The 822-nt window shown below is 30.4% G+C and carries 2 protein-coding genes; both read right to left on the reverse strand.

Features of this window, described 5'->3' with window-relative positions; genetic code table 11:
* The coding region (locus tag CIL02_RS10845) for an acyltransferase family protein (RefSeq protein WP_170935077.1) at positions 1–178 on the reverse strand (178 nt) is incomplete at its 3' end.
* Positions 165–822 (reverse strand): O-antigen ligase (locus tag CIL02_RS10850; RefSeq protein WP_141210206.1); only part of this gene is annotated, 658 nt, incomplete at its 5' end. The genes CIL02_RS10845 and CIL02_RS10850, both read right to left, overlap by 14 nt.

The following is an 822-nucleotide window of genomic DNA, read 5'->3' on the forward strand; positions in this document are numbered from 1 at the left end:
TTTTTTTATGACATAAAAATCCACTTATAAAAAAGAAAAGTGGCATATGAAAACTATACACAAAATCTATCAACAAATCACATTTCGGATTAAATGCTGCTATATGTCCAACTACAACACATAATATTGCAAATCCTTTCAGAAAATCGACATATTGTAAGCGTTTATGAATCTCCATATCTTTTTAAATATTTGTTTGGTTTATACATTAAGGCCATAGAAAGCCAGTTAAATCCTGTTGAATATAAACCAGGATTTAACGCCAAACCTTGTTGCTGCATTGAGATGAAATTATATAGTACGACTAACAGTAAAAGTATTTCAAACGAGCTAACGCCGATTTTTTTCTTTTTTCTCATATAAGAAAAAAAAGGTATTATAAGGCTTAAATAAAAAATAACGAAATTAGTTAACCCTATTACTCCGTTCATTGAAAGAAATGCAAAGAATGTATTTCCAACTTCTACATTACCATTGTCAGTAATAATAGCATACCTCGGATCTCCACGAAAAGTGCCATATCCAATAATTGGTGATTGTTCAAATTCTTTTTGTCTTGCATAAAAAAGACTAGCTCGACTTGTTTCTCCTCTTTCTTCCTGTATATCATTCTTCATGTTAATTATGGACATATCAACCTTTACTAATGACACGACCGTAATAATAAGCAGGATGAAAATAACAAGCTTTTTTAACATCGCTCCAATGTTTTTACTGTTGAAATATATGTATACAAGTATTACAATTGGTATCGAATAAAAAGCTGTTCGTGTTCCTGTTAAGGGTATTGTACGATAACAAAGGATAATAACAGCAATACAC

The organism is Prevotella sp. P3-122 (genome assembly GCF_002251365.1).
Lineage (GTDB): Bacteria > Bacteroidota > Bacteroidia > Bacteroidales > Bacteroidaceae > Prevotella.